The 22,018-nt window shown below is 52.9% G+C and carries 17 protein-coding genes; 8 read left to right on the top strand and 9 right to left on the bottom strand.

Annotated features, from left to right (window positions below; all coding sequences use genetic code 11):
- Positions 1-58: 58 nt before the first annotated feature.
- The 5 genes from C475_RS24510 to C475_RS19395 all read right to left on the bottom strand — a co-directional run bounded on the left by C475_RS24510 (position 59) and on the right by C475_RS19395 (position 3,114).
- Complete coding sequence (locus tag C475_RS24510; protein ID WP_006885602.1) at positions 59-208, bottom strand: hypothetical protein; 150 nt, start codon at positions 206-208, stop codon at positions 59-61.
- Entirely contained in the window at positions 205-1,146 is a 942-nt protein-coding gene (locus C475_RS19410) for a transcription initiation factor IIB (RefSeq protein WP_006885601.1), read from the bottom strand. The genes C475_RS24510 and C475_RS19410 overlap by 4 nt, the downstream gene beginning before the upstream one ends.
- Before the next feature lie 228 nt (positions 1,147-1,374).
- Positions 1,375-1,716, bottom strand: a complete 342-nt coding sequence (locus C475_RS19405; RefSeq protein ID WP_006885600.1) for a type II toxin-antitoxin system PemK/MazF family toxin — start codon at positions 1,714-1,716, stop codon at positions 1,375-1,377.
- Positions 1,713-2,072, bottom strand: coding sequence for a MarR family transcriptional regulator (locus C475_RS19400; protein WP_006885599.1), 360 nt, complete (start codon positions 2,070-2,072; stop codon positions 1,713-1,715). The genes C475_RS19405 and C475_RS19400 overlap by 4 nt, the downstream gene beginning before the upstream one ends.
- 445 nt (positions 2,073-2,517) lie before the next feature.
- On the bottom strand, positions 2,518-3,114 hold the full coding sequence (locus tag C475_RS19395) for a DUF7437 domain-containing protein (RefSeq protein ID WP_006885598.1): 597 nt from the start codon (positions 3,112-3,114) through the stop codon (positions 2,518-2,520).
- Positions 3,115-3,451: 337 nt separating this feature from the next.
- On the opposite strand from C475_RS19395, the gene C475_RS19390 reads away from it, so the two are divergent.
- Positions 3,452-4,417, top strand: coding sequence for a tyrosine-type recombinase/integrase (locus tag C475_RS19390; protein ID WP_006885597.1), 966 nt, complete (start codon positions 3,452-3,454; stop codon positions 4,415-4,417).
- Here the strand turns inward: C475_RS19390 and C475_RS19385 are convergent, their stop codons facing one another.
- From C475_RS19385 to C475_RS25020, 4 genes are all read right to left on the bottom strand, one after another.
- Positions 4,418-5,053, bottom strand: a complete 636-nt coding sequence (locus tag C475_RS19385; RefSeq protein WP_006885596.1) for a DUF6735 family protein — start codon at positions 5,051-5,053, stop codon at positions 4,418-4,420.
- 138 nt (positions 5,054-5,191) lie between these two features.
- The gene (locus C475_RS19380; RefSeq protein ID WP_006885595.1) at positions 5,192-5,425 is read right to left on the bottom strand and encodes an antitoxin VapB family protein; all 234 of its coding nucleotides are present in this window, start codon (positions 5,423-5,425) and stop codon (positions 5,192-5,194) included.
- Between the two features lie 131 nt (positions 5,426-5,556).
- On the bottom strand, positions 5,557-6,192 hold the full coding sequence (locus C475_RS19375; protein ID WP_006885594.1) for a DUF6735 family protein: 636 nt from the start codon (positions 6,190-6,192) through the stop codon (positions 5,557-5,559).
- Between the two features lie 151 nt (positions 6,193-6,343).
- Positions 6,344-6,730 (bottom strand): hypothetical protein, encoded by a 387-nt coding sequence (locus C475_RS25020; RefSeq protein WP_006885593.1) that lies wholly within the window; start codon positions 6,728-6,730, stop codon positions 6,344-6,346.
- 626 nt (positions 6,731-7,356) lie between these two features.
- Here C475_RS25020 and C475_RS23505 point away from each other — a divergent pair.
- The 7 genes from C475_RS23505 (at position 7,357) to C475_RS23490 (ending at position 21,944) form a co-directional block, all read left to right on the top strand.
- Positions 7,357-8,151: a hypothetical protein gene (locus tag C475_RS23505; RefSeq protein ID WP_152436544.1), complete on the top strand. Its 795-nt coding sequence runs from the start codon at positions 7,357-7,359 to the stop codon at positions 8,149-8,151.
- A gap of 64 nt (positions 8,152-8,215) precedes the next feature.
- Positions 8,216-10,477, top strand: coding sequence for a GmrSD restriction endonuclease domain-containing protein (locus tag C475_RS22610; protein ID WP_006885592.1), 2,262 nt, complete (start codon positions 8,216-8,218; stop codon positions 10,475-10,477).
- A 714-nt stretch (positions 10,478-11,191) separates the two neighbouring features.
- On the top strand, positions 11,192-13,393 hold the full coding sequence (locus C475_RS22605; protein WP_161625227.1) for a Druantia anti-phage system protein DruA: 2,202 nt from the start codon (positions 11,192-11,194) through the stop codon (positions 13,391-13,393).
- Positions 13,394-13,530: 137 nt separating this feature from the next.
- A complete protein-coding gene (locus C475_RS23500) occupies positions 13,531-15,072 on the top strand; it encodes a hypothetical protein (RefSeq protein ID WP_152436543.1) in 1,542 nt (513 codons plus the stop codon).
- Complete coding sequence (locus C475_RS23495) at positions 15,072-16,565, top strand: hypothetical protein (RefSeq protein WP_152436542.1); 1,494 nt, start codon at positions 15,072-15,074, stop codon at positions 16,563-16,565. Before C475_RS23500 ends, C475_RS23495 begins: the two co-directional genes overlap by 1 nt.
- Positions 16,555-21,258, top strand: coding sequence for a DNA translocase FtsK (locus C475_RS22600; protein ID WP_082223372.1), 4,704 nt, complete (start codon positions 16,555-16,557; stop codon positions 21,256-21,258). The genes C475_RS23495 and C475_RS22600 overlap by 11 nt, the downstream gene beginning before the upstream one ends.
- 185 nt (positions 21,259-21,443) lie before the next feature.
- Complete coding sequence (locus C475_RS23490) at positions 21,444-21,944, top strand: hypothetical protein (protein ID WP_152436541.1); 501 nt, start codon at positions 21,444-21,446, stop codon at positions 21,942-21,944.
- Positions 21,945-22,018: the final 74 nt, after the last annotated feature.

Genomic DNA, 22,018 nt, shown 5'->3' with positions numbered 1-22,018 from the left:
GAGCGCCCTGTTGAGCGCCCCGCCCCTCCGGGGCGCCGACAAACACGGCGTGGAGTGGCTATCCGATCTCGTAGGTTGCGATACCCCCGTGCCCACAGGTCGGACAGCGCTCACACCCGGCGTCGACGGTGCTGCCACAGCGGCGACACTCGTGGATGCGCTCGGGTCGGCCGCCCAGCAGTCGCGCGCTGATCCAGCGCCGGATCATCGCTCCCACCCGTCGCGGTCGGCCTCAATGGTGTCACGATGGGTGCGAACCGTGACGGGTGAGACGTCCGCCGCACCGGCGAGATCCAGTTGGACGATGTCGACCCCGTGATCCCGACAGGCGACGGCGAGCGCGCCCGCTGCGAACCCCGCCGGGTGGGTGCCGAGGCTCTCGCTGGCCGCCCACGCCCGCTCGGTCAGCGCGCGAGCGTGGGACTCGGTTTCGGCTGGGACGCCCATCGCCGAGGCGAGCGCCGGGATGAACGATCGCGGTCGCTGCGGTGGCGCGGGGAGACCGAGGTCGTCGTTGAGTACGTCGTAGGCGTTGGTGACCTTCCGCCGGGCGCACTGGGCGACCGACGCCACCTCGCCGAGCGTTCGCGTTGCCTCGGTACACCGACAGACCGCGTAGACGGTCGCCGCGGCGAACGCCTCGATGGAGCGACCACGGAGCAGGTCAGCCTGCTGGGCGCTCCGGAACAGCGAACTCGCCTGCTCGCGGTCGTCGTGGTCGAGGCCGAGCGCGCCGACGATGCGGGCGATCTCCGTACAGCCGTGGGCGAGGTTGCGTTCGGCTTTGGACTGCCACTTCGCGCGGGTATGCTCGCGACGCAACCGGGCGAGCTGGCGCTGTTTCCGCCCCGAGAGTTGGTTGCCGTTGCCGTCGGTCGCGTACCCGATCTTCGTCGATAGGCCCCGGTCATGGCGCGCTTCGGTGAGCGGTGCGCCCGTCCGTCGCCGGTCGGTGTCGTCCTCGTCGAAGGTCCGCGGTCCACGTCGGTCGACGCGGCAGGCCTCGACCACGAGGCCGCAGTCAGTACAGCAGGTTTCACCACCGTCTGTCCGGAGTCGGCCGTCGCATTCCGGGCAGTCGTCGGCTGAGATCGATCCGTCGGTCTGTTCGTCAAACGTCTGCTGGTAGGGTTCTCTCGTCGCCATCGGAAGTCAGCGCGAGGCCAGTCTGTTGCCCCCCGCACCCCTCTCGGGGGGAACAAACCCGACCGTGGCGAGACACTGGAGTTCTGGTGACTCGCGACGACCGACGCGACAGGCCGTCACCGGTGGACTCGAGACACACCAGCAACGAGAATCCATTCGCCTGATCGCAGCAGCGGTTCGCTGTTGCTAGACCACACGTCGTCGCTGCACCGGACTCAGAACGAGCGATCAGGCTTCAGTCGGTGATTCGAGATAGGTCTCCAGGGCACCGACGACAGTGGTGACGAACGATTCACTGAGTCTGCCTTGCCGTCGAACGATCGCGGTGTGTTTCGGCGACGCGACTGCCCACGGCGAAGCGTAGCTTCGTCGTGGCATCCCGCCTTCAACCCAGTCAGCGTCGTCGAGCGGGATGCCCTCGTCGTGGGGCGTCGTCGTCAGCGTGACCGTCATGTACTCCTCGTTGCCGAACGGGTGGCTGTCGTTGTTCAGGATCAACCACGGACGCGGATTTTCGTCCGACTTGAACGGATCTGGCCCCCAGACGACGTCGCCTCGCTGGTAGCTCATTCGGGGTTCTCGTCGTCGACGGCGTGTTCAAGCCACTCGTCCATATCCTCTTCACCGAAGCGGTCGTTTGCGGCTCGCGTACTCTCGGCCACACTCGTGTAGGCGGCCACCTCGTCGGCTTCTCCGATCGCCCAGTAGGTGCCTTTGTGACGGACGAGTCCGCGGTCTTCGAGCCGCGAGAGGACGACGCTAATGCTGCCGGCTTTCACGTCGGTCGCATCGCGAACCTCGCTCTGTGTGAATGCCTGATTGGGATTGGCGGCGAGGAACTGCATCACCCGGTCGGCGTTCGTCTCCTCGCTATGCTGGAGGCGATCCTCCGATGAAGATTCGAACGTCTCGATGTCGATGGGCATATGTATTTTCTTGTCGTTGAATGTATTAGGTGTACCGACGTATCTCTTGCCTGGGCCAGCAGTGGTCATTCGTCGGAATATGCTCAGGTCTCCTCGGTGTGTTCTGAATGGCCAACCGTTGGGACCGATCGGCCGTACTGTTCGTCGAACGTCCGCTGGGGGGGTCTGTCGTCACCATCGGAGTCAGCGCAAGGCGAGTCTGGTGCCCCCCGAACCCCTCTCAGGGGGAGCAAACCCGACCGTTGCGAGACACCGGATTTCGAGTGGAACTGCAGTCACACTCACCAGGCGATGGATGAGACAGTGACCACTTGGCCCCGTCGCGGAAACATACCGTGGCCCGATCGATTCAAATTGCACGGTGCCGCTCCGAGGCAGTGGACTGTTGGGTGTCCAGCCCTGTCCCACCGCTCATCGTGTGGGACGACAATCATCCGGGTCGCCGCTATTCGCCACTCGCAGGAGAGTCCTCGACAGCTGCTGCACCGAGCGACGGGTCCATCGCCTCGATACCGTCGTGGTCGTCGACGACCGGGGCAAGCGCTTGAAGGATCGTCTCCGCAGTCGATCGTGGGATTTCGAGCGCGTCGGCCAGCTGCTGGTGGGTCACCTCTTCGCGTTCACGGGCGACGGCGTGCGACAGCGCCGTCGCCAGGCCAGCGACGCCGTGGTTGTCGACGTACGCGTCGATGGTATCGTCGGTCTCGCGACGGCCGACCGCGTCGATCAGCGCCGGCGTAATCGTGTAGGCGCGGTCGCCGGCGCTCGTCGAGACGGTGAGATCGACCTCCCGGGCGCTGTATCGCTTCGGCAGCCTGTCGTCGGTGACCGCGACGACGCCGGCGTCGACGAGTCGGTCGACATAGCTGTAGGCTGTACTTCGTGTGAAATCGAGGTCGGCCATCACGTTCTGGACGGTCGCATCGCCATCGCGAGCGAGATACGTGTACAGGCGAGCCAACTGTGCGTCTTCGAGGACCATCGTGACCGAACGCAGGTCACGGACGAGGTCGCCGTCGGCTCGATGGGGGGTGGGCGGCATGTGTCAGTCGTGGATACAGTGTGCAGCGACTCCGGAAAGAGTGTTTGGGAGGGGTCGGCTGCGTAGGTCGAACCACGATGGGAGCGGCTGTCGGTACCAACGAGAGTCAGCAAGTGATGGCCACGTTGCCCCTGCGCCCGCAGAGAGTAATAGACCAGCCCTCGAGACAGACCATAGCTTGACTGCTCGAAGAGCGCTACTGTGCGCAATAGCCGGTATCGGATCATCCGATGTCCAGCGTCTCGACCTGAAATAGCGGCGAATGACGAACAACAGTGACTAAACAGCGTGAATGCCTCGAATCGGAGTTATCCCCTGTTCAGTCGTAGCATAGGGCATGCCAACCATGGATTACGAGGGGCAAGTCGAGCGGAACATGGAGCATTTTGCGACCGCAGATATCCACCGATCGAACAAGGAACGATTGGCGGCGTATCACCGAGACATGGTGCTTCGGGACATTAGTCCCGCCCAGCAGCAGAAGGTGACTGCTCACCTCCGGATCATCGTCGATCATATCGGCACGACGTCGTTCGAAGACCTAGAGAAAACGGATATCGAAGATCTGGTCGCGTGGCTCTACACACGAGGGACCTCCAAAGCGACTGTCGCGGATTACAAGCAGATCATCAAACAGTTCTGGAAGTGGCTCAACGATGGCGAGGACCCACCAGAGACAGCGTGGATTCACCGCGGACCAAACTATTCTCGCAGGATCCTGCCACAGAGCCTCCTCACAGCTGTGGACGTGCAGGCGATGCTCGACAGTTGTACCAACAACCGCGATCGAGCGTTGATCGCCGTGCTCTGGGAAACTGGCGCCCGTATCGGCGAGCTGATCGACCTCACAATCGGTGATATCGAGCTATCCCAGCATGGTGGCCACGTCATCGTGAGCGGGAAGACGGGATCCCGCCGACTCCTTCTCGTCGAATCTCGCCCCTCGATTGAAACGTGGCTCGCCGAACACCCAAACCTCCGATCTGATGCCTACCTCTGGTGCAAAGTCGATACGGTCCAGGGGGATGTGAGCGAGCAGATCAGCTATCAGTATATCCGGTTGAAGATCTTGGAATGTGCGCGGGAGAAGGCCGCTATCGACAAACCGGTGAACCCGCATCACTTCCGCCACAGTCGTGCCACGGTCTTAGCGAATCACTTGACTGAAGCGCAGATGTGCGAGTGGTTTGGCTGGGTGCGTGGGTCGTCAGTGCCGGGCCGCTACGTCCATCTTTCCGGCCGAGATATCGACCACGCGTATCGCTCGATGCTCGACGATTCGGCTTACGAGACGGTTACCTGACTACTCGATGAGCTGTGGCTTGCGGACGATCAGTTCCTCCGTATCGTCGACCCACGCGTCGAGTTGCTGCGCCATGTACTCGATGGCCTCTGCCCAGGTGAACGCGCCTCGGTCGAGCATGTCGCCGACCGTCGCCTTGAGCCCGCGGAACTCCCCCTGTGCGAAGCCGTCGCCGACGGGTTCACCCTCGTACCACCGGACGGTCCGGAGCGCGCCGTTGCCGACCGTCGGTGCCTCGTCGATCACCTCGCAGTCGTACTGCAGGCCAAACCAGTGCGTGCGATACGCCGTGACTCGGCAGTCACTATCGACGACGTAGAACGCCTCGTAGTGCAGGAAGTCGAGATGCTCGTCGATGATCTCGTCGACAGTGAGGCGGATGGTCCACGGTTCGATATCGACTTGTCTCGTAGGCAGGTCGTGGGCGTCGAGGACGCGGGCGACGCCGCGGTCGGTCGTGGCCTGGCGAAGTTGCCGATGGACGGTCCGAAGTACCTCGTTTGGTTCGTCCCCGGCGAACGGTGTCTCGTTCGTGATGGTCGGTTTGAGTCTGAGGTTCTGGGCGCCCCAGTGTGAGTAGTGGCAGTTGTACGTGCTGTCCGGTCGTTCGTACGCGATGAGTGCGCGATGTCCCATTGGTACTCCGCGAGGGGTCTGGTTCCCCCGCACCCCTCTCGGGGGCAATAAAATGGCCGGAGCTCCACTACTCGGTCATCCTCAAACAGACCTCGGAGAACAATCCAGGGAAGTTTCGGGATTCGTTTTTCAGGGGGTTCACTCGTGGGTGCCCGACTCCATATCGAATGATTCGCTGACCTCACTCGAGGAGTCCTTGACCGCCTCGGCGCCTTCCGTTTCCAGTCCGCCCGCTAACTCGGCGATCTGTGCTTCGGTATCCGGTGAATCGGTGAGTCGAAGGACGACATCGCTGAAGCTTTCGCCCTCCTGTTTCGCTTGCTTGAGCCGTTCGTACGCCTCGTCCGTGAGCGAAATCGTCGTCGTACTCATGTATGCATGTACGTACATGCACTGTCAATATCTTTCGCTGAACTGTTCCGTCGAAGGTGGCGAGCAAAGAGCCGGTTCGAGTGGGTGCCCAACGACTCTATTGGTGAGTGAACCGCTGAGAACCGCCCGGTTTAGCGCCCTTCATACGGATGGCGAACGATCAGTGCCTGTGTCTCCGTGGTCCACTCGTCGAGTTTCCGGGCCATGTATACGACCGCTTCCAGGTGGGTGAAGACGCCGCGATCGAGCATATCCCCGACCGTTGCTTTGAGCCCGTGAAACTCGCCCTGTGCGAAGCCGTCGCCGACTGGCTCGCCCTCGTGCCACCGGACGGTTCGCAGGGCACCGTTGCCGATTGTCGGCGAGTCGTCGACGGTGTCGCTCTCGTGTTCCAGGCCGAACCAGTGAGTGCGATAGGCGGTCACCCGGTAGTTGCTGTCGACGACGTAGCATGCGTCGTAGCGCTGGTAGTCCAGCAGGTCAGTGATGATCTCGTCGAGCGTCCAGTCGAGCCCGCGCGGTTCGATATCGATCTGCGGCGACGGGCAGTCGTGTCGGTCGAGGATGCGACGGGCCGCTCCGTGTGAGTCCGCTTCGAGCAACTGGTCGTGGACCGTCCGGAGCGTCTCCGACGAGTCGTCACTCCCGAAGGGAGTTTCTTCGGTGATGGCTCCTTTGAGTCGGAGATTCCGGCCGCCCATGTGCGAGTAGTGCAGGTTGTACGTACTATCCGGTCGTTCGTAGGCGACGAGTGCGCGATGTGCCATTGTACTCCGCGAAGGGTCGAGTCCCCCCGCACCCCTCTCGGGGGTGACAAACTAATCGCGCGGAGGCTGGGGACAGCGGGTGTCTGCATTGATCTGAGACCCCTTCCGATTCATCGTGACTTCCACTCTACTGGGGCAGCCGAGCTACGTCCTATACCGATGCTGTCTCTGCGATTCGTTCCTCAAATCGGTCGAGAAACACCGGGTCGTAGGACTCGTCGACGTGGTTGATGTTCCACAGGCCAGACCGACGGATCGCAGGGACGGGCGAGTGCATACCCAGCCAGTCACCGGCGCGTTGATCGATCGGATCTGTCCGGTAGTTGCTCACCAAGGCGAGCGCATTGCGTTCGATGTAGGCCCGATCACTCTCAGGGCTGGGTTCGTCGTCGACGTCCAACCAGAGGAAGGGGAGGTCGCCGATGTACTCGGTCACCCGACGTTCGAGTCCGGTCTCTTTGAGCCGGATCTCACGCTCGGCGCTGCTGCCCTCGCCCCACTCCGGATACACATCGTGGAGGTCGTCGCGTTCACGCATCGCCTCGCCGACCCGCTTGCGGAAGACCGACCCGCGATGATTGCCGGCGCCTGCGAACGTGCCGCTGTTGATGCCGCGGTGGGTTCGCAGCCGGTCCCAGAGTGAGGTGCCACTCCCGCTGGAGACGGCGTGGGTACCGACCCGGGTGAGCCGAAGCTGGCCGTCGGTGTGTGTCCCTGCGGGAAGAAATAGAAGTAGACGCCCCGGTCGGGCCAGTCCATGTAGCCGTCGCAGTCCCGCAGGTACTGCATCCCGTCGACGGCCGCTTCGAGGTCCGTCAGGAGGTCGTAGAAGTGGTCTAGATCAGCTTCGCGAGTCATGCCCACATTCTGCTTAGGCGTGATGATAATCGCTGTGACCGCCGTTTTTGGTTGAGTTTCTGTCTGCTATAGTAGGGCGATTTGGCAGGTCTGGTTTTGTAGATGATGTCTCTACTGAAAATAGCCGACCGAGCCCAAATTTACTAACGGACTGGGCTGTATGTCCTGAGTAACTTGCGACCACTCGGTATTGATGTAGAGTGTGATGATTTCTACATTTTGTACAGCCTCACATTTCCAAACCTCTTAGTTGAAGACAGTATGATTAGAAAATTGATTTACCGCTTGTATTCATGAGTGAGTACTATGGTACGGAATATATCAAAAGAGTCATTTTCAGATGATGTCTCGGAACTGTCAGTTATAGAGCACTCTGAGATTGTCCTGCTCGCAGTATTTTGTCATCAGGACCTGATGGAGGACAGCGGTGTACCAGCACTAACTATTCGAGATCTCGTCCGTGAAGCCAATAATGAGATCGATACCGCGGGAATACTCAAGAGCTTGGACGATCAGGGGATTGTAGAACAGCCAAATGATAGTACTTATAGGACGACAATAAAGGGACTTGAGAGATGTATCGGTCTGCTAGATTACGGCGATAAGAGCGGCGCAGATGACCTATCTTGTGTCTCGCCAGAGATTCGGAAAAAGGTCTATAAACAGCACATTGAAAACCATGAAAATTATCTCATGCTACTCAATGAGATAAACGCCTGTTATCGATTAGGGTATTATACCAGTGTTGCAGTCCTCATCAGACGGTTGTTCGAGGACATAACTTGGCAGATCACGACCTCTGTCTATGATGATATGGATCCATTTCTTACCAAGGATGGAAATCCTGTGAATTTCGGCCCGAACCTGTCGCAATTAGGAGAGAATCTGGAACCACTACGTGGGATGGATCCCCAGTTAGACAAGACTGACGCGATAGAAGGTTATTTAAACGACATTGACAACCTTAGAAAATTAGGAAATCGGTCTGCTCACGGAGTGAAAACAAATCTAACTCGGCAAGAGATCGATGAAGTGTCTGAATCAATTTCGAGATGTCTTGAGATCTCATATTCAGTCCTAAAGCAGGCAAACCAAAAGTGACAGGTTTTCATTAGTTGGGTGGTCGATCCAATGGTTTTTTACTATCGTTTGAACATTCCAATGCATGGTTGAGCAAAAACCAACAAACGTACTGGAGATTTTCAACAGTTCAATACTCAAGATTCCACAATATCAAAGGAATTATTCATGGAGGAAAAAACACGTCGAAGATTTACTAAATGATATTGACTATTTATTCAATCAAGATAAAATCGATAGGAACGATGACGACCATTATTTCGGAACCATTGTTCTCCATCAAACTGACAAGGTAACTGCAGGTAGTGATGAATTTGATGAATTCGATATTGTCGATGGTCAACAGAGACTGACTACGATTTCAATAACCATGGGTGCAATCTCTGAAGCTATCGATTCCTTAGAGATTGAACTAACGGATTTAGATCCATCTGAAGATAGACCCGAAAAACAGAGTAAAACGCTTCGAGATATCTACGTCGAAAGCGAACCTCACCGCCGACTGGATCTACAGAATGATGACAGTCTCATGTATAAACGTCTTGTAGTTGATAAAACTGCACCAAAAGATGTCTCAAGTGCTACCGTGTCTGAAGAACGTCTTGCAGATGCGAAGTCTACAATTGATAACTGGTTGGGAACCAAGAGATCGAACTCTAACTCAGATTTAGAATACTATCGAGATCTGCTCACACTGATCCGACTCATCAATAATCGATTTGAAGTGACTCGGTATAAGGTTGGTTCGATCAGCGAAGCTGGGCGAATTTTCGAAACACTTAATGACCGAGGTCGAACGCTCACAATAGCAGACAAAATAAAGAGTTATCTGGTGTACTGTGCCAACCGCATTGGCGACAACCAACTTGCTGATGATGTATTCAACCAATTCGGAAAAGTAATCAGGAATATTACGACAGTCGGGACTGAATCAGACCTTACCCAATTCATTGAAGAGCATTGGCGAATGTTCTCGGGGGAGATCCAGTATGGGCATAATGATAAATATGATATCAATGATCTCCATCGGCGAATTAAAGCAGTCGATGATCATATCCCACTCCAACGAGATAATGGTGAAATCCGGGAATATATCGACCGCTACTTAGAGAGCCTCCTCCAAGCATCTGAATCTTACCAACAGGTGATGAACCCCTCGAGGATGGAAACAAAAGGTGATGAGACAGCTAAGGCGATCCAGACGAATCTTGAGAATATACACCGAAACATCTCAAAACAGAATATTGTTGGACTTTTGATCGCGTTACATCAGGAATTTGGCTTCTCCGAAGAGTTCGAACAAGTCACGGTTTTATTAGATAGCTTTGGTTGGCGAGCATACCAGGTCTGTCGAGCATCCACTGACTTTCGGCGCCGAAAATTCAAGGAGTTGTCTCATAAAATTTACTATACTAACAATGTGACCGGGGCTTCTGATATTTTCGGTGACCGAACTAAAGATGACTTTGACGTATTCTCTTCTAAAGGGGACGCGTTCGCTTCAGTCTGTCGAGAGATAGAAAACGCTATTGGGAATTACGGCCCCAACAGATCCTTTGAAAAGAATCTCCGCCGTAGCGACGTTTTTGAGGGTAATATAAATCAGGATGGTTGGAACGGATTACGGAACCAGCGACTTATCAAGTACTTCCTTTATGAATATGAGTTAAGCCATGAGGGGTCATCACTTCCAGATTTCAATTCTTTCGTCAATGAGACGAGCGGTATTGAGTACCTCCTACCAACCGATAAAAGCAATGTGTCCCATAGTCATGATGTTGACCATGCCCACTACGTAGGCAAATTCGGCAACTTAGCTATATTGCACCCAACAGACGATAAGACTGACCCCGCTGACTCCTATGAAGAGCGGTATGAATCGGTCTATGCTAAGTCGCCGATGAATATACTAAACCGACTTCCTGAACCTGACGAGGCCACGTGGGGCGCTGACCAAATTGAACAGCGAACGGACCGAATGGTTTCATTCGCATTAGAGCGCTGGGAAGTGAACACGGGCGTATATGTCCCACTGCTAGATTTTGATGATGATTTATCTGAGCAAGACGTGATGTCCACTATCTACCCCCAGATTGAGGACGAATTCAATAATCTTGATGATGTGGTACCTGATGAATTGAACAACGTTCCGAAAATTGTACGAGACACTGACTTTGATTTCGACAAAGCGGACTACACACAAACCTGCCCTTCATGCGGTGCTACTGAGTTTAGAGCCTCAGCTGATAACGGATCTATTGAGTTCTATTGTTCTTGTGAAGAACAACTGGATCAGCCGTTGTTTGCGCTCTATCTTGAGCCGTTCAATATTGAGACAACTGACTGATGCGATCCGAATGGTACCTCCGGTAAAACAAGATGGTCGTCATATTATGAGTGTATTGGTTGGCATAGGGTCTCTTCCTTGAGTTCGGAATTTCCGTTAGGTGGCCTCACCATTCAATAGGTACAGAACACTTGATCATGTCACGAAGTGCCTGACTTGGACCAACTAGAATTCTTCGGGTAACTCGTAGTACTCAACCGATATGAATAATCCATCTCATAATGCTGGATTTTGTCAACTAAGCGTGTTTCATAACTTTTCCACCGGTCAAGTGGACTCCGAATTTTCATTTTGAAGTAGTGGCTCAACCATTGCTCCGACCGTATCATCAACAATTTATAATATATCGTCGCAATACACTAAGTCGTGCACACTGATTATTTTGGAGATGACAGCAAGTTTTTCGTCCGGAGCGCCAGTTCTTTTCTTGTGTAATACGCAGTGTTAAATTACGCTTGTCAGATTTCAGCCGCCTTCGTCAATAATAACGACTGGATTGATTAGGATGAGCGAACAAAGATTCGGTCTCTACCTCTGACTGACCCGGTTGTATTTACTCCAAGAGCGGTGGGGTCTTTCGCTGCGAGTCCTTGACGATGGGAACACGCCACGCTTATTACCTTGAGCTGAGTGAGTTTGAGGTAATTGCAGACTTCGTCCCTTAATATGCGACATGCCTACGATGATTCAAATCCGTATCCGCTCCAACCGGATTTGAGCGAGGAGTACCTCGATGACCTGGATCGGTTGTGTGATCGGATTTGTCAATCCCCTAATGATCGAGAAAGCATCGTTGAAACTAAAATTAGGACTGTTGAGAGCGACCTCCCGGAAGAACCGCCGACCTATGATGCCAGTCAAATGGACGCGTATACAGAACAAGTAAAATATGTAGCCGTCCTCGAGGCGCTTCTCGATTTACTTGAAATCGGATATCATATAGAAAAGAATCCAGATAAGATTGAGGGATATCCATCTGTTCAGTTATATCCCCCCGATCCCGATCGTTTTGCTGATGATGCGGATGCCTACAAGAATCAAGAGCGAGAAATTTTACAAAAAGAGCGCCAAGCACAGTTTGACGACGATTCCGTCCGTGAGTTTATCAGAGAGATGGAGACGCCGTCGCGGCAACACGGGAAGCAAGTCAGCGTAACTGACCTAATAGTAGATGGGAGTGAATTGTATGATGATCTTCACCACTTGCAGGACTTGGACCGGGAGGCGATTATAGAGGAACTCGACACCGTGTTCCAACCATATATCCAAGTAGCTGAGCGAGGTGTGGAAGATGAGCAGACAGGGTTGGACTTACACGACATTTGGCGATATTTCCGCTATACATGGCTCACTCCCTACAACTCAGTACCCGGGCGGAATATAAATTTCCTGGTCAGAGATGCCGCACGCGAGCATCATCCCGTGATGGGGATTGCTTCGTTAGCAAGCTCGATGATGAATTTGAAGCAGCGGGACCAATATCTCGGTTGGCGAATTGACAGTGTCAAACAGGAACTCGAACAGAAGACACGTAAAGTCGAGTATGAGGAGATACTTCCTAAAGAAGAACGGACTCAGAATAAGAAGAAGCGGACAGTAACAAGGACTGAAAAATTAGAAACGGAAGAGGAGTGGAACGAGCGAGTCTCTGAGTACTGTTCGATGCTCAGAGATGCAACTGAACACGCCATCGACGAGAGTATTGAAAATGTGCGTTTTGATGATTTTATCAGTCGATATGATGATCTGAGCGAATCAGACTTCGAAACATCCAGTGACACGGCGATGCAGCGACTGAAGCAACTCGAAGGGCTGGGACAGTATATCTTCAAACAACAACCACCTCTCGTTGATGAAGTTGACGACCCCGAGAATCACGATAATGTATTTGATCCATCAGAGTATGGGCTGACAGCAGCAGATTTAGAAGATGTCGACATCAAAGACGACGACCCTGGAAACCTTGATTCTTGGAAGAGAAAAAGTGAAACAGCCCTCTTTGTAAAGAAAAGGGCTCGGAATCTCCAAAAACTTCTTCGAGACCGAGAGTATTTCCTGAGCAACGATATCGAGGATGACCGTGAGTTCATCGAAACAGCATTGAAAACAGAGGAAGGTGAACGAGCGCTTCGGACAGCTCTCAAAGAGATAAAGAAGCGCCGCGTAGGTGCTGGGATGATGAACATCCAAGTCTGTGGAGCGATCCCCCCGTATAATCATATTCTGGGTGGTAAACTCGTGGCAATGGCCATCACTGGGCCAGAAGTGATCAATGCATATCGCGATAAATACGAGGGATATAAGTCAAAAATTGCAAGCGCAATGAAAGGGGAACCAGTCATCAAAAATAACGAACTTGTGTTCCTGGATACGACCGGCTTATTTAAAGTCGGTAGTGCGCAGTATGACCGTGTCCGCGTACCTGCACTGAATGGTCAAATTGAGTACGAGGAAGTTGGGACAACCGAGGGATACGGCTCAGTCCAATTTGGCCCGCCAACCCGAAAGAGACTCACTCAGGTTACAGAACTCCTTGAGAATCGAAAGGCTGTCAAAGGCCGGTTTGGCGAGGGCATTGCTCCAAAAATGCGGAAGATCCGCCGGGGACTAGAGAATATGGATCTGGACGGCGAGTTATTGAAACATGAATCCCCTCGGATAATCTACGCCGTACAACTTGCAGATAACTTTCGAGAATTCCTCTTTGGAATTTCTGACAACCCTGAATATTTCTGGCCGTTTGACGATCCAACTGCCGAACAAGAGATTATTTATGACCACTGGAAGTCACGCTGGGTGAGTAAACGTGTCCAGAAAGACTCTGTCCTGAATGACATCAGGGAGTTTGACAAGGACAAAGATCTCCGACTGGGTTACGAAGTCGATTTCAAAAATCACTCGTTGGATGATTTCTGATCACAAAGATCCAGTCTAATACCTCGCAAGGGTAGGACTTCGTCCACCAACCCATCTTCTAATTTCTCCCGACGCCGTCACCGATACCGGTACTGATTTAGCGAGGTAGAACCATCTGATAAGCCACTGCGGACCTTATGACAACGCAACGTAAAAGCACCGACAAGAACTTTCTCGCTGACTTAGCTCGAGGTGGCTTTGCCGAAAGTTTGGCTCCCCACCAGCGACGGCAGATCCACATTGAGACAGATCTAGACAAGTACCTCAAGGATGCCCTCGACGATGGGAAACAGGTGATCCTAACGGGGAATCCGGGTGACGGAAAGACCCAGCATATCCTCATGCGCCAGGATGAGTATCCTCCTGACGAGTACTATTACCTCCTTGACGCATCGGAATACGCCGATTACGGTGAGCTATTGTCCGAGTGGAATGAGAAATTCCAAAATGATGTCCCTGGCGTGCTTGCCATCAATGACGGGCCGCTGTACGAGATGGCCACCAGTTTTAGCGACAAATACCCATTCCTACAGTCGGTTCAATCCCAGTTGCAGAATCAAATTGTCTATGACGACAATGAGGCCGAGGAGACCGACTTCGATGAGATCATTGTAATCGACCTCAACAATCGGGACATCCTCACTCATCGGATTATAACCCGGGCTATCGACAACTTCGCGGGAGAGTTCGCTCTGGAAGGCCATGATCACTCTGGAACCTGCCATATCCAGCACAATGCGAAGAAACTGCAGGAAGAGAGGATCAAAGAGAATCTCGTTGATTTCCTCACGCAACTTGGAAATTACGAACGGCACGTCACCGTCCGAGACCTACTGAATTACCTCTGTTATATCATCACTGCCGGCTTGAAAGACTGCCAAACGAACTTTGGACCGGAGCTAAAATACTATAATTTAGCCTTTGAAGGGAATGGTGCTGTCTTCGACTTAGCCCGACGTCGATTCCAGTCACCAGATCTAGTCCACCCGTTCGTCGACAGTCGTCTGTGGGCCATTTCAGAACAGGAAGCGGAATTTGCTGACCGAGACGAGGCATCAGAGGTGGTCGAGCCCCATTTCAATCAAAAGAAACGGCAGTTCCTCTTCGAGGACGAGATGCTCGATATCGGGTACGAAAGTCGCTCTCTTTTCCAAAGTCTTCAGTATGACTTCATCAACCATCGGAATGGGATGTTCCAGGAAGGAAGCAAAGAGCAATTGGTGAAACTACTCAATGGCTACTTCCTGCCAAACACGTCAAAACGCTCTGAACTTCAGTTATGGCTCTCCCATCGGTATCGGTCGAGAAGTTCGCTTGCCCTTGTTTCACGGACCTCGGTGCCAAAATCACAGTTCAAAATACAGCGTCCGCGACTACACCCGGCAATTCGGGATGCAATCGGGTACACACCGAACCATACGGCGCTGACCTATACGAACAGAGAGTCTAAGATTCGACTGTCCATTACTCGATCACTCTACCGCGCACTGGGGGCATTAGATGCAGATATCCCATACACACTGAGAAACCGGGACGTGGAACAACAGATCCTCGAGTTCATGGAGGAGATCGAGTATCATGAAACCCATAGCGAGGAAACAGGCACGGTCGCGGTCAAAGACACGGAGACTGGGCGTGTTGAAGAGGTCGACATCAACAACGATATTTATCGACGATAATGGCTCTGAAACTCAATACAATCAATGGTGACGCATCGGAGTGGGCATACGGCTTTAAAGCGACAAGCCGGTCGCTCAAACCCGTCCATGTCGCCCAGGTTATGTTCAGCCATTCTCTGGGCCATGTTCATTCACCGGAAGAACTCTTTCAGTTCACAGAGAAACCCAGTAAGACGCCATCCAGTGAACTACCGTCTGAACTGAAAGAGCGGTTCGAATTTGGAGGGCGGGAAAAAGACGAACAGCTAGACCAACTCCGCCAAACACTTCGGAAGGTTCTCGCAAACGACAACGCACTCTATTCATCGCAACAGGGGTCGGCGCCAACGTGCACAAGTGACTGGTTCATCATCAATACGACAGCTGGTGTCACTGTCGGTCGCTTCATCCACGATCTCATGGCGCGTTCAGAGAGCGAAATCGAGTCAAAGCTCGAATCGCAACTTACAGATCACCACGATAGTATTTCGGTGCTGTTTCGACCACTGGTCAAGGATGCGCCGAAAGAGAGTGCGACAGTCAAATCCTGGAAGGAGCCGGACGCCGACGACCCGTTTGCCGATGGAAAAGTCACTCCACAGTTGATGGAAGGCTATGGCAACCTGAGCAAGCATCTCAAGGATTCCTATGCTGGGTCAGTAAACTATCCCCGAGATCTCCGTAGAGTAGTGAAATTCGGGGCATTCTCACTCTATGTCTTCATGGCAAACCGGCATAACGAAATTCGAGATGAGGCAAATGCAAGAGAAACTCGAGTCCCGTTAGTCCTGAATTACACGGGTGACCGGGATAACCCGGTTGCGGATGCGAGCCTCGAGTGTTACGATACAGTGGGGGCAGAAGTCCAATCTACCTCTCGACTTGGAGTACAAGCGGAACTCGACACTCGTGGATACAAGGATAAATCCGAGTACGATGAGGCTGGCATCCTTCAAAAGATCGAGGATAAGGAACTGTTGGATCTGAATCGCACGAGTGAGGAAAAAATCAAGGAAGACTTCGATACGTTCCGCTACATCTTCGAAGGGGATCCAGCTACTGATGAGTTCGACCGACTCGTCAATACAGTCACAGACGCGATCCACCAATCGCGGTATAAAACATACACGCCTGTGGATACGATTCAAACATTTGGCTGGCGAGCTGGAATCATCAAACCGCGAGGGAACCGGGCCAACGAACGGCGTCTGTCGCCAGACCCCAGCGTTCTTGAGGCAATCGTCCTCTCCGTGGTGACCCCATCCGAACAGATTTCGCTCCAAGATCTTTGCCAGCGTCTCCGTCAAAGGTACGGCATCATCGTTGGTGGAACTGACCAAGACAGAGACCACCTAGACGAGTGGGACATTTCTGTAGGCGCAAGCACGGTGGAAAGTGACCCACTGTCAAACCGTAACTACGAGGGGTTCAAGCAGGCGGTTATCGACCTTGGATTCGCTCGCGAATACGCTGATGGCGTAACCATCGTCTCAATTCCGAACAATGCGACTTAGTGACCTTCCATCGGCAGACTTGGACCGGGCTGAAGCAAGTACTCTCCTCGTTGGGGAGGCAATGGGCGTTCACATAGCCGAGACGATCAGGGATGAACCGCTCGGTGTGATGGTCGAGACACCACCGAAGTTCATCCCGGAAACGATGATCGAATCGCTGGCGGACAACTCTTCACACACGATCGGGGTTGCACTCGTCGGCATCGAGGAGGTAGATTTCGATACCCTTGAGCCAGTCACCGACGGTACGAATGTCAGGATCACTGACGAGTTATCGACTGCGATCAAATGGCGGAATGAGACAGAGACTGATTTTGATTGGGATGGCGACACGACGCCAGACCGGATTGTCGTGTTCGTCAGAGGTGACCCGCCCAAACTCGGATCACTTCATCGGCTCTCGAGTATCCCACTGGGCCGAGTCAGGCAGACAATTTGTCGCCTCCTGAGTGAGCGTTCGGAATTCGCAGGAAACTTCCCCTCTCAAGCGGTTTGGGAGGCACTCGCATCCGATATAAACGCTAATCTCGATATTCGGACGGTCTCCGAATATGCAGTGAGTGTGCTGAAACAATCTAGTCAAGCGTCTATCGATGCCCTCGGACAGCAACTGAGTGTCTTAGGACTATTTACAGACTCACAACTTCTCGAGAATCCCGACAACGTTGCTGGACGGCTCCAAAAGAACGCCGAGTTGGTTAGCCGAACCATCCATATCACAAATCGGGACCGCAAGCGTCTGATCAATAGTATCGAACGGTCAGAAGAGGACGACCAAGCTGAGTTCATTGATCGCCTCCGCCGGTTCCGTCGGACGTCGGATAAGGAGTTGCTCCGACAACTGGAATTTGATAGAGTCCGCGATGCATTCAGCACAAAGTCAAAGCGAGTCTCCGCAACTGTCGATGATGGAGATGACGATGACGACGGGTCGACAGAAACGCCTACTGGCGGACGCGGTGGTGGTCGACAGACCAGCTACAACCGACGAACTGATGATTCTACGGTCGGCGTCGAATTAGCGTTTGATGATCAAGAAGAAGAACTTTCTGAGCTTGCCTCAGGCCTTGACGCGCAAATTGAGGACGGCATCGAGAAAAACGAGAAATCAATCGAAGTCGATTACGATGACGACAGCAAACTGCATGTCGATATTCATTCCGATCTCTCTCATTTCATCGGCCGGTTTGTAACTGCTGACAGATATGGGGGTGTCATCGACGGTGGGACAACTCGACAAGAGGTGATGACGGATTTCACCACCCTTGATACGGAGTACTTCACCATCAATAACCCGGATGGGAGCTTCCAGAAACTCCGAAATTTCGCGGAGACAAACAGCGAATTCGAATCCGTTGTCGAGTCGTTTGACGAATATGTCGAAGCTCGTGACGAATTAGTCGAGTTCGTCCCGTCACTCGTTCATAGTCCCCTAATCCGCCTACTCGGTGATCCTGAGTTACTTGACGTAGCTGAAGAATATCTTGAGAGTTATCGCGCTGTCCAAAACAAAATTGACAACAAGTACCGGGCACTTCAGGATGCAAGTGCTCAAGGGGCACGCCGGCTTCTCTCGGACTTCCTCCTACTGGATACAGTGATTCTGAAAACCGAACAGGGAATTGAACTCATTCTCCCTCCACTCCATCCGCTTCATCTGTGGAAGTATGTCCAACTCGCATCTGAAGTGTCAAACCATAGATCGTCCCTATCAGATGAGGACCAACAGTTCCTGAAAGAGACAATCGAAGAGCAGCCACACGTCCTGACAAATCTCACTATAGGTGGCGGCCGACTCTTCCAACAGGAGCATTATTTGATTCAGTCAGGCGAGGTCGGTAACTTACCGGTCTACACTGAAGCTGATCGTGCTGAACCGGGGGACAACAGCTATCTGTGGGACTACCTGATCGACAAGTTCACGTCCGCATATCCGCCGTCTGAGCGGCATCTGAAAGTTGCTGTCGTCAATCCAATCCAGCCTCATCAACTACTCGATGCGATCGTCTCAGCAGCTGAAAGTAGTCAGATAGCCGGAGCAACAGTCGAATACATCTACGTCAACAGCGAGCAAAAACAGATTCTCGAAGGTAGCACAGCTGCTGAGGAAGAAGAGATTATCAACCTCTTCGGGCCAGAAGGCGATGCTGAGGCCTTCAATATCCTCACGCATGATTGCCAGAACTACGATGAGTTAGTCGAGTACCTCAACGAGCGGCAGAAACACTTCATCGTACTGAACGACCAATCTTCGTTCTACATCGAAGAGTTTGAGCGTGATATGAATACCTCGATTAATCCGCTCTATGTCCCCAAAGAGTACGAATACGACGCCTTTGAGGATGAAATCAATATCAGCGCGTCAACGGAGGGCCGCCTCTTCTCAGAGTATCAGGACCTCGTAAACCAACTCAAAAATCAACGTCAGAAACTCCACAATGCTGGCGTTCATGACTTGAACATCGATAAGTCGACAGTCGATAAGTTAACCAAGGGAGCGATTTGGACGTGTGTGTCCGCGCCATCGATGAACTCCGATCCCTTCTGGGAAGAGAATCTCATTTCCAAAGAACGACGTGGAGACCGTGATTACGCGATATATTCAGGGGATATCGACCTGTTCACTCGGGCACTGCAACGAATTCTCAACGAGTATCCGATCGCACCCGATACAGCAGATGTTCAGAAGATCGCAACCCGAATCGCGGAAACAGAGCGCAGTGGCCTGTTGCGACTAATTACTGAGGAGACCATTGGTGGGCAACACTCCCGGAACTCGAAAGGACTCCTTGGCGCGATTATTGCAGTCCAGTGGCTTGAAGAAACATACGAGAACCCAAAATTAGTCTTCTCAATCGACGACCCACGGACGCGACGTTGGCTGAACTTCGGAGATTCCAACCGTCGGGCCGACTTCATCGTCCTCCAGCCGGACGACCAAGGTGGTCTGGAGATGGAGATCGTAGAGGTCAAATCTCTCGATGAGCCTAATCAGGCTTTTGAAGTCTCTAACTCGGGGGACACACCCGAGGTCACCGGCGATGCAGCTGATCAAATTGCAGAGACAACACGTACGATCCGCCGATTGTTCGAAGGCGATGATAACGTGACGACGCCACCACGTCGCGAAGCGTTACGTGAGCAACTCTATTACGAACTCATCGGTCAGGATGTCGCCGGCAATAAGAATGACTGGGTGGAACGTGTGAACAACGTGTTCCGTGGGGAAGAGCAGATGAACATTGCCTCACGGATCGTCTCCGTCGAAATCAATAACCAATCTTCGAGTGAGTCGACGGTCAACTGTGTAACAGAGGATATGCAGAGTCTCACCGTTACTCGGTTGCCTCTGAGCACGGTTGTCCGGCTCATCGTAAATGGGGCCGACGAAATCCCTACAGAAACTAATCCCGAGGACGAAGAGACAGACTCAGAGGTAGACACAGCCGATGAATCGACGAGCAAAGACGAAGCCGAAGACGATGCCGTGACGGAACCAGAAAAGAGCGATGACGAGGAGACTGAGGAATCCGATGAGACCGAGATAGATAGCAATGAAGACGACGACGTAACTGAGTCTTCTTCGTCTGTGGATGGGTCGTTCGGTGATCCGGAAGACTATGCCGACCAAGTTGAATCGCTAAAGCGGGCCCTCCACGACTTCGGGATCGATATCGATGGTATCGATTCCGACGAAGTCGAAGTAGGACCGAATATTATCCGATATAAGATCGAACTCGCCAGTGGCCAAAAGCAGGGGCCCCTTGAAAGCCGATCGCAGGACATCGCTCGCGAGATGGCACTCGAACGCGAGCCATACGTGCATCGGCTTCCTGGGACCCAGTATGTTGCTGTAGACGTCCCACGGGATGAAACGGAGATCGTCCATATTGATGACTATCTCGACGAACTCCCTGCACGTGAAGACCTGACGCTCAGCGAACTGCCATTCATAGCGGGTATTGGGCCAGCTGGAGACACGCATCAAGCGACACTCGACGAAGCGCCCCACATGCTTGTCGGAGGTACCACCGGCAGCGGGAAGACCGTCTTCCTCTATTCATTGCTAACCTGCTTCCTCAAGCGATTCGAACCCGAGGAACTCCGTCTGGCGATTGTAGACCCGAAACTGACCAACTTTATGTTCTTCAATCAACTCCCCAATCTGGAACATGACCAGGTCATCACGGAGGATGAGGATGCTGCGGAACTCTTCGAGTGGATCACCAGCGAAGAGATTCCTCGCCGGACGCAGGTCCTTGGGGAGAGTGGTAGCATCGACATCCAAGAACACAATGAGCGGTCAGACGAGCCACTTCGGCCGTTAGTTGTGGTCATTGACGAGTATGCAGACCTCATAGATGGCCTGGGCGACCTAAGTGACGAGTTTGAGACGAACGTACGTCGTATCGCTCAGAAAGCACGAAGTGTCGGGATTCATCTTGTGATTTCGACGCAGCGGCCGAGTGCGAAGATCATCGATACAGACCTTCGAGCAAATCTCGACATGCGTGTCGCCTTCAGACTTCCTTCCGCGTCTGACTCCCAGGTTATTTTGGATGAATCTGGTGCTGAGGGGCTCGGTGGAAATGGAGACATGCTCTTCAAAGAAGCGGATTCACTTACCCGTTTGCAGGGAATATATGTCGATACCGACTATCTGCGCGATCTGATCGGACGCATCTCGGAATGATACAAGGCGAGCAGCGTATTTAGGTGTACAACCGGCGATAGTATTTTGAATGTCTGAGAAGATGATACACGCACACCAAGTGATTTGCATGTATGATATACAGATAAACAGGGCATCTCTGACACGAACCCCTACGATCTCCATACTTAAATGAAATCTTTCTTCTACCCTAAACGAGGTCTGAAATGACCACAGAATCACCAGAACAGGACAAGTCTAACACAAGCAGTGGTGAGCCATCGATGCCGGATCTTGTTCAAGAACTTGAGCGACTTGATACCGAACTTGACGGATTAGTTACTGCAACAGAGATTAGAAAGTTCAGTGAATTCACAATCAGACAATATTCCGATGCGTTTGGAGATTTACGCTCAGCGTTCGAGGCCACGGAGATTGACCGCAACTCACAACTTCGAGACGAAGTCGTGCGGGTGTGGAGATCCATCGGTGAACAACCATCGCGCGCCGATATGAGAAATGTTGGAGCTGTATCTGCTAATACGATCGATCACTACCTCGGAGGATGGGAAGATGTCTGTGAAGAACTCAGACAGACTCATCACCTCTCTTCCGGCAGCGCAAGTGAGCCAGGCCTTCAGCAAACACCTGATGATGGTGACGATGACTCCGCTGAAGGCATCTTGGAAACATTGCAGAGCGACTTCGAGACTGGCGATAACGAATGACGAGGTATCGCTCACACAATTGCTGCGAAGATAGTTGTTATCTCTTGCGTAGATTCTCGGAAGCATGAACATGT

The sequence above is a fragment of the Halosimplex carlsbadense 2-9-1 genome, assembly GCF_000337455.1.
In the GTDB taxonomy this organism is placed as follows: domain Archaea; phylum Halobacteriota; class Halobacteria; order Halobacteriales; family Haloarculaceae; genus Halosimplex; species Halosimplex carlsbadense.
This window is presented reverse-complemented; position numbering and strand designations above follow the sequence as displayed.

Bases quoted from the DNA above. Each gene is read 5' to 3' on its own strand.
- C475_RS19400 (WP_006885599.1), bottom strand. From the start codon at position 2,072: ATGCCCATCGACATCGAGACGTTCGAATCTTCATCGGAGGATCGCCTC.
- C475_RS23495 (WP_152436542.1), top strand. From the start codon at position 15,072: ATGGCTCTGAAACTCAATACAATCAATGGTGACGCATCGGAGTGGGCA.
- C475_RS19410 (WP_006885601.1), bottom strand. From the start codon at position 1,146: ATGGCGACGAGAGAACCCTACCAGCAGACGTTTGACGAACAGACCGAC.
- C475_RS19385 (WP_006885596.1), bottom strand. From the start codon at position 5,053: ATGGGACATCGCGCACTCATCGCGTACGAACGACCGGACAGCACGTAC.
- C475_RS19375 (WP_006885594.1), bottom strand. From the start codon at position 6,192: ATGGCACATCGCGCACTCGTCGCCTACGAACGACCGGATAGTACGTAC.
- C475_RS23505 (WP_152436544.1), top strand. From the start codon at position 7,357: ATGGTACGGAATATATCAAAAGAGTCATTTTCAGATGATGTCTCGGAA.
- C475_RS19395 (WP_006885598.1), bottom strand. From the start codon at position 3,114: ATGCCGCCCACCCCCCATCGAGCCGACGGCGACCTCGTCCGTGACCTG.
- C475_RS22610 (WP_006885592.1), top strand. From the start codon at position 8,216: ATGGTTGAGCAAAAACCAACAAACGTACTGGAGATTTTCAACAGTTCA.
- C475_RS23500 (WP_152436543.1), top strand. From the start codon at position 13,531: ATGACAACGCAACGTAAAAGCACCGACAAGAACTTTCTCGCTGACTTA.
- C475_RS19380 (WP_006885595.1), bottom strand. From the start codon at position 5,425: ATGAGTACGACGACGATTTCGCTCACGGACGAGGCGTACGAACGGCTC.
- C475_RS22600 (WP_082223372.1), top strand. From the start codon at position 16,555: ATGCGACTTAGTGACCTTCCATCGGCAGACTTGGACCGGGCTGAAGCA.
- C475_RS23490 (WP_152436541.1), top strand. From the start codon at position 21,444: ATGACCACAGAATCACCAGAACAGGACAAGTCTAACACAAGCAGTGGT.
- C475_RS25020 (WP_006885593.1), bottom strand. From the start codon at position 6,730: ATGCGTGAACGCGACGACCTCCACGATGTGTATCCGGAGTGGGGCGAG.
- C475_RS24510 (WP_006885602.1), bottom strand. From the start codon at position 208: ATGATCCGGCGCTGGATCAGCGCGCGACTGCTGGGCGGCCGACCCGAG.
- C475_RS19390 (WP_006885597.1), top strand. From the start codon at position 3,452: ATGCCAACCATGGATTACGAGGGGCAAGTCGAGCGGAACATGGAGCAT.
- C475_RS19405 (WP_006885600.1), bottom strand. From the start codon at position 1,716: ATGAGCTACCAGCGAGGCGACGTCGTCTGGGGGCCAGATCCGTTCAAG.